Annotated in this window: 10 protein-coding genes and 2 pseudogenes; 4 read left to right on the forward strand and 8 right to left on the reverse strand. The window is 66.1% G+C overall.

Annotated features, from left to right (window positions below; translation table 11 throughout):
- A pseudogene (locus N7333_RS22760) lies at positions 1 to 128 on the reverse strand (sulfite exporter TauE/SafE family protein); the annotation flags it as partial.
- A 121-nt stretch (positions 129 to 249) separates the two neighbouring features.
- On the opposite strand from N7333_RS22760, the pseudogene N7333_RS22765 reads away from it, so the two are divergent.
- Positions 250 to 363, forward strand: a pseudogene (locus N7333_RS22765) (LysR family transcriptional regulator); the annotation flags it as partial.
- A gap of 47 nt (positions 364 to 410) precedes the next feature.
- Here the strand turns inward: N7333_RS22765 and N7333_RS22770 are convergent.
- From N7333_RS22770 to N7333_RS22785, 4 genes are all read right to left on the reverse strand, one after another.
- Positions 411 to 1,445, reverse strand: a complete 1,035-nt coding sequence (locus N7333_RS22770; RefSeq protein WP_279859429.1) for a hypothetical protein — start codon at positions 1,443 to 1,445, stop codon at positions 411 to 413.
- Between the two features lie 296 nt (positions 1,446 to 1,741).
- Entirely contained in the window at positions 1,742 to 2,269 is a 528-nt protein-coding gene (ppa, locus tag N7333_RS22775; protein WP_129483013.1) for an inorganic diphosphatase, read from the reverse strand.
- A gap of 77 nt (positions 2,270 to 2,346) precedes the next feature.
- Complete coding sequence (locus tag N7333_RS22780; protein WP_129483012.1) at positions 2,347 to 3,174, reverse strand: M90 family metallopeptidase; 828 nt, start codon at positions 3,172 to 3,174, stop codon at positions 2,347 to 2,349.
- A 94-nt stretch (positions 3,175 to 3,268) separates the two neighbouring features.
- The gene (locus N7333_RS22785; RefSeq protein WP_003244070.1) at positions 3,269 to 3,724 is read right to left on the reverse strand and encodes a GNAT family N-acetyltransferase; all 456 of its coding nucleotides are present in this window, start codon (positions 3,722 to 3,724) and stop codon (positions 3,269 to 3,271) included.
- Between the two features lie 241 nt (positions 3,725 to 3,965).
- Between N7333_RS22785 and mpl the strand changes: the two genes are divergently transcribed.
- From mpl to N7333_RS22800, 3 genes are read left to right on the forward strand one after another with little or no spacing between them, the layout of a single operon-like run.
- A complete protein-coding gene (gene mpl / locus N7333_RS22790; protein WP_129483011.1) occupies positions 3,966 to 5,321 on the forward strand; it encodes a UDP-N-acetylmuramate:L-alanyl-gamma-D-glutamyl-meso-diaminopimelate ligase in 1,356 nt (451 codons plus the stop codon).
- Positions 5,322 to 5,951, forward strand: coding sequence for a flavin prenyltransferase UbiX (gene ubiX / locus N7333_RS22795; RefSeq protein ID WP_129483010.1), 630 nt, complete (start codon positions 5,322 to 5,324; stop codon positions 5,949 to 5,951).
- The gene (locus tag N7333_RS22800) at positions 5,944 to 6,240 is read left to right on the forward strand and encodes a YceK/YidQ family lipoprotein (protein WP_129483009.1); all 297 of its coding nucleotides are present in this window, start codon (positions 5,944 to 5,946) and stop codon (positions 6,238 to 6,240) included. Before ubiX ends, N7333_RS22800 begins: the two co-directional genes overlap by 8 nt.
- A 183-nt stretch (positions 6,241 to 6,423) precedes the next feature.
- Here N7333_RS22800 and N7333_RS22805 read toward each other — a convergent pair whose 3' ends face one another.
- The 3 genes from N7333_RS22805 to N7333_RS22815 form a co-directional block, all read right to left on the reverse strand.
- Complete coding sequence (locus tag N7333_RS22805) at positions 6,424 to 6,903, reverse strand: YbaK/EbsC family protein (protein ID WP_129483008.1); 480 nt, start codon at positions 6,901 to 6,903, stop codon at positions 6,424 to 6,426.
- 154 nt (positions 6,904 to 7,057) lie between these two features.
- Positions 7,058 to 7,924, reverse strand: coding sequence for an MBL fold metallo-hydrolase (locus N7333_RS22810; RefSeq protein WP_129483007.1), 867 nt, complete (start codon positions 7,922 to 7,924; stop codon positions 7,058 to 7,060).
- A 38-nt stretch (positions 7,925 to 7,962) separates the two neighbouring features.
- Positions 7,963 to 9,141 carry an acetyl-CoA C-acetyltransferase gene (locus tag N7333_RS22815; RefSeq protein ID WP_129483006.1) on the reverse strand — a complete coding sequence of 393 codons (1,179 nt, stop codon included), beginning with the start codon at positions 9,139 to 9,141 and terminating at the stop codon, positions 7,963 to 7,965.
- Positions 9,142 to 9,147 lie beyond the last annotated feature (6 nt).

Below are 9,147 nucleotides of genomic sequence, written 5' to 3' on the forward strand. Positions count from 1 at the left end.
GTCACCGGCGGCAGACCGGCGGCGAGCAACGCCGGGAAGGAGAAGAAGGTGCCGCCGCCGGCCAGGGCATTCATGCCGCCAGCGGCGAAACCGGCGAGGACCAACAACAGTAGATCGGGCAGGGACATGGCGCAGGCTCGCACAAAAAGAGTGCAGCATAGGGCTGACCATTCGGTCAGCCAAGTGCGACCAAAGTGCGGTGGCCGGGCTGAGGCAGCGCTTGCGGCAGGATCGGATCATTCCAGTTCAATAGCCGCGATCCGTCACTCGCTGTGCTTTGTCGAGATCGCCCGCCAGCGCCGTTTCGCCAAGGCCGCCGATGCCCTGGCGGTGAGCCAGCCGGCGATTGCCAGGGCGCTGCGACGCTGAACAGCGGCCTGCGTGGCGGCGAAGAGGCAGGGCGCGCCCCGTCAGCGACCGACCCGTGGTCGCCACAGGCGCAGATAGGCTTCCTCGTGGCTGGTGTCGAGTTCGATGCTGATGTTCTCGCTCTCGCGCAACACTTGCGCGGTGATCAGCAGGGGTTGGCCGACGAAGCCGCTGGGCGGTTGGCCGGCGAAGGCGCGGTTGAGTTCGTCCACCAGTTGCCAGCCATGGGCACCGAGGGGTTCGGCAACCGTGGCGATCTGCTGCGACAGCCCCGAATGGATGCGCCCCAGGGCCTTGGAGGAACCGTCGCCGGCCGAGACCAGGAGGATGTCCTTGCGCCCGAGGCGCGCCAGCGGCAGGTGCATATGGTCGAAGTACACATCGTTGATCGCCAGCGTGTGGGTCCAGGCGGCGCCAAAGCGCCGCTGCAGCTGCTCGACGCGCGCGTCCAACTCTGCCGATGCGCGGGAAATGGCCAGATCCTCGATGCTCAGCACCTTACAGTGCGGGCAGGCATCCACGCGCTCGGCCATGCGCATGGCCTTGGTGGTGGCGATGGCGAACTGGCTGTCGTTGAAGATCACCACGCCGATCGGTTCGTCGCCGATCACCATATCGGCCGCCATGTCCGCGACCACCAATGGATCGGTAGTGACATTGCTGAACAGCCACTCGGTCGGGCCGGGCTGGCCGCCGGCGTGCCATCCGACCACGGGGATATCGCGTTGCTGCAACAACGCCGGTGGCGTGCCCAGCGCCGGCAATCCGAAACCGCCCAGTACCACGCCGTCTGGCGCGGCCTCCAGGGCCAGATCGGTAATGCGCCGCAATTCGTCGGCATCACCCCGGCCGTCCAGCGCTCTGACCTGCCAGCCGAGCAGCTTGGCGGCGCGCTCGAAGCTGCGGTAAACCCCCACCACGCCGCCATTGCGGAAGTCGGAGGCGAGGAAGATCACGCGTTTGTCGGACTGGGCGGGCGGGCCATCCGGCGGACCGACCCATTGCGAGTGGGCGACGGTGACCAGAAGACCGACCAGTACGGCCATCGTCAAAAGACGCAATTTGCCTGTTTTCATATGGCCCGCCTTGCCGACTCGGCGCAGTGCTGGCGTTGTGCTGTTAAGCATAGTGACAAAGGCCAGATGGCGTGCGGGCGACGCCAGGCCGGCCGTCTGCTCCGTTATGCTTGCGCGCTGTCGTTCCCCGTTCGGAGCGTAGCGGCGCCGACGCAGTAGACCGGCTCGGTTTCCTGCATGTACCTGTCGCAGGTTCCCGGTACCACTGCCGCCCGGGCAGTTCCGTCCATGTCGTTGAGGCGAATTGCAGGCATAAAAAAGCCGGCTTGTGGCCGGCTTTCGGAGGTGGTCAGGGCTTATTTTTGGTAAGCCGCGACTGCCTTGTGGATCAGGCCGCGGGCTTCTTCAGCGCCGCCCCAGCCTTCTACCTTGACCCACTTGCCCTTCTCCAGATCCTTGTAGTTCTCGAAGAAGTGCTTGATCTGCTCGATCAGCAGCGGGGGCAGGTCGGTGTATTCCTGAACGTCCTTGTACAGAACGGTCAGTTTGTCGTGCGGAACGGCAACCAGCTTGGCGTCGCCGCCGGCTTCGTCGCTCATGTGCAGTACGCCGACCGGACGAGCGCGGATCACCGAACCCGGAGCGACCGGGTAGGGGGTCACGACCAGCACGTCGAGGGGGTCGCCGTCGTCAGCCAGGGTGTGCGGGATGAAACCGTAGTTGGCCGGATAGAACATCGGGGTGGCCATGAAGCGATCGACCATCAGGCAATCGCTGTCGTGGTCGATTTCGTATTTGATCGGCGCGTGATTGGCCGGGATCTCGATGGCAACGTAGATGTCGTTCGGCAGGTCTTTGCCAGCCGGGATCTTGCTGTAGCTCATGGGGGAACTCCCAGGGAGGGCCAAAAAAGTGGGGCGGATTATAGGCACATTCGCGCGGGGTGACTACGCCGGCTTACTCAGCCATTGGTCGCGTTTTCGACCATCCGGTAGTCCTGGTGTTCAGCTTGCAGGCGTTGCAGCCGAGCCAGCGGGTCCTGGCGATAGAACAAGGTCAGTTGCCGGTAGACCTCGGGGAAGGCCTCGGCCAGCAGATCCGGGGCGCTGAAGAAGTATTCGCTGGTCACGGCGAAGAACTCGGCCGGGTCTTCGGCGGCGTAGGGGTCGATGGCCGTTTCGGCATCGGGGTCGGCGTCCAGTTGCGCATTCAGCGCGTCATAGGCGCTCTGCATGGCATTGGCCCAGTCCTGCACGCGCATGTCGCGGTGCAGCGGCGGCAGGCCGTTGGCACCACCTTCGAGCATGTCCAGCTTGTGCGCTAGCTCATGGATCACCAGGTTGTAGCCCTCCCAGCTGCCACTGGCTTCCACGCCGGGCCAGGCCAGGATCACCGGGCCCTGGTGCCAGGCCTCGCCGCTGCGTGGGTCGTCCCATTCATGTTCGACCCCGGCAGCGTCGCGGTGGCGCTGCGGGCTGACGAAGTCATCCGGGTAGAGCACGATTTCGTGAAAGCCCCGGTACCAGTCCAGCTCGCCCAGGTGCAGCAGCGGCAGCTGCGCCTGCGCCGCCAGCAGCAGGTGCTCGACGGGGCCGATTTCGACGCCGGGCAGGGCGGTGAGATGCTTGTCATGCAGAAACAGCACGGCACGCTCGCGCAATCGCTGCTGTTCGTGCTCGTCCAGGCCGTCGAGGATCGGCAGACGCCGGCAGACTTCGGCCCAGTGGGCGGGATCGATGGGGTTGCGTTCGAGGATACGGTTACGGCGCCAGGCCTTTAGGGACCACATGCATGCGGGCTCGGGAGGACGATGCCGTCACCATAAGGGCGGCCGGCCTTCGCCACAAGCCGGCATGGCCCGTATTGCGCCTCGCGCCCGGCGCTCAGTCGACGTGGATCGGCAGCACGTAGTTCTTGAACTGCTCGTCCTCGACGAAGCCGATGGACTCGTAGACCTTCTGCGCCACTTCGTTGTCGCGGCTGGTGGCCACGCGCATGCGCACGGCGTTGGTGTCCCTGGCCATCTTCTTCGCGGTCTGCAGCAGGCGGTCGGCGACCAGCTGGCGCCGCGCATCCTCGGCCACGTAGATGTCGTTGAGGATCCACACGCGCTTGAGCGACAGCGACGAATAGCTGGGGTAGAGCTGGCAGAAACCGAGCAGCTTGTCCTCGTCGTCGGCCAGGGCCAGGTAGATCACCGACTCCTTGCGCCGCAGGCGCTTCTCGAGGAACTTGCGCGACGACTCGGGGTAGGGCAGTTCGTTGTAGAACTCGCGGTATTTGACGAACAGCGGGGTCAGCAGGTCCAGGTGCTCCAGGGTGGCTTGGACGATGCGCATGGCGGGCCTCGGCTTCTGTGATTGAACTGGATGGACGATGCAGCTGTTGTGCCAGCAGACCAGCCGATGCTGCCTCAAAGCCAGTTGAATGCGCAATCCAAGCAAGCGTTTGATTTCAGCCGGTCGGCAACTTGCTCGCGGCGCCTGGGTCTGAGCAGGGCGCAGCAGCCGCCCGGTGGGCGCTGTGCTAACCTGCCGCCATCGCTTCACGCCCCCGCGTCGGGCTTCATAGAGGTCATTCATGCACATCCATATTCTCGGCATCTGCGGCACCTTCATGGGCTCGCTCGCCGTTCTGGCCAAGGAACTCGGCCACCGTGTCACCGGCTCCGACGCCAATGTCTACCCGCCCATGAGCACCCAGTTGGAAGCCCAGGGCATCGAGCTGATGCAGGGTTATGACCCGGCGCACCTGCAACCGGCGCCCGACCTGGTGGTTGTGGGCAACGCCATGAGCCGTGGCAATCCCGCAGTCGAATATGTATTGAACAAGGGCCTGCCCTACGTTTCCGGCCCGCAGTGGCTGGCCGACCATGTGCTGCAGGGGCGCTGGGTGCTGGCGGTGGCCGGCACGCATGGCAAGACCAGTAGCTCGAGCATGCTGGCCTGGGTGCTGGAGCATGCCGGCATGAGCCCGGGCTTTCTGATCGGCGGTGTGCCGCAGAACTTCGGTATCTCGGCGCGTTTGGGCGATACGCCGTTCTTCGTGGTCGAGGCCGACGAGTACGACAGCGCCTTCTTCGACAAGCGCAGCAAATTCGTCCACTACCGCCCGCGCACGGCGATCCTCAACAACCTGGAGTTCGATCACGCGGACATCTTCCCGGACCTGGCGGCCATCGAGCGGCAGTTCCACCATCTGGTGCGCACCATTCCCAGTGAGGGCCTGGTGATCCACCCGGCCAGCGAAACCGCACTGGCGCGGGTGATCGAGATGGGCTGCTGGACGAAGGTCGAGACCACTGGTGACGGCGGGCAGTGGCAGGCACGCCTGCTCAGCGCCGATGGCTCGCGCTTCGAGGTGAGCTTCGATGGCAAGGTCGAGGGCGTGGTGGAGTGGCAACTGACCGGCCAGCACAACGTTGCCAACGCCCTGGCCGTGCTTGCGGCGGCGCGCCATGTCGGCGTGGTGCCGGCGCTGGGCATCGAAGCGCTGGGCAAGTTCATCAACGCCAAGCGGCGTATGGAGAAGGTTGCCGAGGTCAGCGGCGTGACCATCTTCGACGATTTCGCCCACCATCCCACGGCCATCGCCACCACGCTCGATGGCCTGCGCAAGCGTGTCGGCGACGACACCCAGGTGATCGCGGTGATCGAGCCACGCTCCAATTCGATGAAGCTCGGTGCTCATCGCGACGGCCTGGCCGAGTCGGCCGAGCAGGCCGATGCGGTGTTCTGGTACGCACCGCCGAATCTCGGCTGGGACCTGGCGGCCACCGTGGCGCGGGCGCGCAACCCGACGCGCGTGTGCGACTCGCTGGAGTCGATCATCGACGGCGTGAAGGCCCTGGCGCGCCCCGGCACCCAGGTGGTGATCATGAGCAACGGCGGCTTCGGCGGCCTGCATGGCAAGCTGGCAGCAGCTCTGGAGGGATAAATGTCTGGCCCTGAGAGAATAACCCTGGCCATGACCGGCGCCTCCGGCGCGCAATACGGCCTGCGCCTGCTCGATTGCCTGGTGCAGGAAGAGCGCGAGGTGCACTTTCTGATCTCCAAGGCCGCGCAACTGGTGATGGCCACCGAAACCGACGTGGCGCTGCCGGCCAAGCCGCAGGCCATGGCGCAGTTCCTCACCGAATACACCGGCGCAGCGCCGGGGCAGATCCGCGTCTACGGCAAGGAAGACTGGATGGCGCCAGCGGCCTCCGGCTCCGGCGCGCCGACGGCCATGGTGGTGGTGCCGTGCTCAACCGGCACCCTGTCGGCCATCGCCACCGGCGCCTGCAACAACCTGATCGAACGCGCCGCCGACGTGGCGCTGAAGGAGCGTCGCCAGCTGATTCTGGTACCGCGCGAGGCGCCGTATTCGAGCATTCATCTGGAGAACATGCTCAAGCTGTCCAACCTGGGCGTGACCATCCTGCCGGCTTCGCCCGGTTTTTATCACCAGCCGCAAACGCTGGATGACCTGGTGGACTTCGTGGTTGCGCGTATCCTCAACTGCCTGGGCATTCCCCAGGACATGCTGCCGCGTTGGGGCGAGCATCATATGGTGTCGGATGACTAGCACCCTGCGCCTGCTCGTTTGCGCCGTGGCGCTGCTGAGCCTGACCGGCTGCGCCACGGTGCGCACGCTGGATGCGGCCAAGCCCGATGCGCCGGTGGTCTACGCCGGCACGCGGCTGGACTGGTATGCGCTCAATGGCGGTTGCTGCCCGCTGGATCGTTTCGGCGCCGCGGCGCCGCGCTACCCGGGGCTGGATCTGCCGGCCAGTGCGCTGCTCGATACGCTGTTGCTGCCATTCTCGCTGGCCACCGCGCTGGGGGTGAGCCTGGGCGTCAGCGGCGGGTTGTAGGCCAACGAGATACGCCCCTTTCTGATAACCGGCCCCGGATGCAATCCGGGATGGTGCCATGGCGCCGTAGGGTGCGCTGTGCGCACCGGTTTTCTGCGGCGGTACGCATGGCGCGCACTCAGGTTGCAGCGTTGGAGGTAATCCGGAAAGCCCGGTGCGCGCGGCGCACCCTACGTCGCCCGTTCAGCAGGGCTCCGTTTCCACTTCCTGGCACACGTCGATCCACTCGGCGTCCACCAGTTCGGCCAGGCGTTGCGGGCTGATGCGCACGGCGCTGTGGGTGGCGCCGGCAGCCGGCAGCACTTCGTCGAAGGCCAGCAGCGAGCGGTCGCAGTAAACGCTCAAGGGGGTGGCCAGGCCGAACGGGCAGACGCCGCCGACCGGATGGCTGGTCAGCTCGATCACCGTCTGCGCATCGAGCATGCGCGCCTTGGCGCCGAAGCATTCCTTCATCTTGCGGTTGTCGATGCGCGCGTCACCGCGGGCGACGATCAACACGTCGCGCTCGGCGATGCGAAAGGCCAGGGTCTTGGCGATCTGCCCCGGCGATACGCCATGCGCTTCGGCCGCCAGCGCCACGGTAGCGGTGCTGGTGTGCAGCTCGATGATCGCGATGTCGGGCGCCTTGGCGGCGAAGAAGGCGCGTACAGAGGCCAGGCTCATGAAGCGATTCCCCAGGGCTGTCGAAGTGGGCACGGCACGACGGCCTGCTAGCCAGGCGTAGCCCCTCCCTGGGACGCTGGTGTGGTCGTGACCACGGCGAAAAACAAGCGGCCATGCTCGCGCTGCATGACCGGCTCGTCAAGGCCCGATGGCGTCAGTTTGCCAGCAGATGCACCGCGTTCGTCGCCGCATCGAGGCCGTAGCGGCCTTTTTCGTCTCGCGTCACCCGTCCCATGGCCACGTCGGGGTCGTGGGTGAATACCAGACGACCACCACGGGCGACCAGATCGGCCAGCAGCGTCTCCTTCTCCTCGATCAGGCCTTCGGGGAATCGGTCGTAGCCCATGGTGATCGGCAGGTGCGCCCAGGGCGCGCCGGGGATCAGGTCGCCGGGAAACACCACCGGCCCGCCCGGCATGGCCACTTCCGGCAGCAACTGGCCGGGCGTATGGCCGTCGCTCCAGTGCAGGCGCCAGTCTGGGCCGAGCAGCTCGCAGCGGTCGGTTTCGTCGATCAGCAGCAGGCGGCCGCTGTTTTCCAGCAGATCGAGCAGTTCCGGGATATAGGAGGCTCTATCCCGGGCGTGTGGATTGCAGGCGCGCTGCCACTGGCGACGGCCGGTGAGGAAGCGGGCGTTGGGAAACAGCAGGCGCGCGGGTTGGTCCGCCTGCCAGGCGGCGAGCAGGCCGCCGGCATGATCGAAGTGCAGGTGGGTGAGCACCACGATGTCGATGTCGGCATCGCTCAAACCGACCTTCGCCAGTTCGTCGAGCAGCACGTGGTGGTCTTCCTGCACGCCGAAGCGCTGTTTCAGCTCGGGGCTGAAGAAGGCGCCGATGCCGGTTTCCACCAGGATGTTGCGCTCGTCTTCCTGCACCAGCAGGGCGCGGCAGCCGAGGTCGATGCGGTTCAGTTCGTCGGCCGGCATCCAGCGCTGCCAGAGGGCCTTGGGCGCGTTGCCGAACATGGCGCCGCCATCGAGTTTCTGGCTGTTGCCGGTCAGGGTGGTCAGGGTTCGCATGGGGTTTCTCTTGTTCTTGTCCGTTCGCGGCGATTGTTTCAGCGTTCGATGGCCAGGGCCACACCCTGGCCGCCACCGATGCACAGGGTGGCCAGGCCGCGGCGGGCATCGCGGCGCTGCATCTCGTGCACCAGGCTGACCAGGATGCGGCAGCCGGAAGCGCCGATGGGATGGCCGAGGGCGATGGCACCGCCATTGACGTTGACCTTGGCGCTGTCCCAATGCAGTTCGCGACCGACGGCGATGGCCTGGGCGGCGAAGGCTTCGTTGGCCTCGATCAGGTCGAGCTGTTCCAGGCTCCAGCCGGCGCGCTCTAGCGCCTTGCAACTGGCGAATACCGGGCCGATGCCCATCACTGCCGGATCGACCCCGGCGCTGGCGTGTGCGGCGATGCGCGCCAGCACCGGCAGTTGCAGTTCATCTGCCTTCTCGGCGCTCATCAGCAGCACGGCGGCGGCGCCGTCGTTGAGCGTCGAGGCGTTGCCGGCGGTCACCGTGCCGTCATTCTTGAACGCCGGGCGCAGCTTGCCCAGGCTGTCCAGGCTGGTGCCGGCGCGCGGTTGTTCATCCTGGGCAAAACGCAGCGGTTCGGCGCCGCGCTGGGGGATTTCCACCGGGACGATTTCGCCGGCGAAGCGTCCGGCGTCGATGGCCGCCTGGGCACGCTGCTGCGAACGCAGGGCGAAGGCGTCCTGCTCGGCGCGGGTGACGCCGTACTGCTCGGCCAGATTCTCGGCGGTGATACCCATGTGGTAATTGTTGAAAGCGTCCCACAGGCCGTCCTGAATCATCGTGTCGACCAATTGCGCATGGCCCATGCGCAGGCCGCTGCGGGTGCCGGGCATGACATAGGGCGCCAGGCTCATGTTCTCCTGGCCGCCGGCGATGATGATCTCGGCGTCGCCGCCACGAATGGCCTGAGCGCCAAGGATCACCGCCTTGAGGCCGGAGCCGCAGACCTTGTTCAGGGTCATGGCCGGCACCGTATGCGGCAGACCGGCGAGCAGCACGCTCTGCCGGGCCGGGTTCTGCCCGGAGCCTGCTGTGAGCACCTGGCCGAGAATCACCTCGTCGATCTGCTCGCCTGCAATACCGGTGCGGGCGAGCAGTTCACGAATCACCGCGGCGCCCAGCTGTGGCGCGGGTATGCGGCTCAACGCACCCTGAAAGCTGCCGATGGCGGTACGGCAGGCGGCGACTATCACGACTTCACGCATAAGGAC

It is taken from the genome of Pseudomonas sp. GD04158 (genome assembly GCF_029834875.1).
Taxonomy (GTDB): Bacteria; Pseudomonadota; Gammaproteobacteria; order Pseudomonadales; family Pseudomonadaceae; genus Aquipseudomonas; species Aquipseudomonas hydrolytica.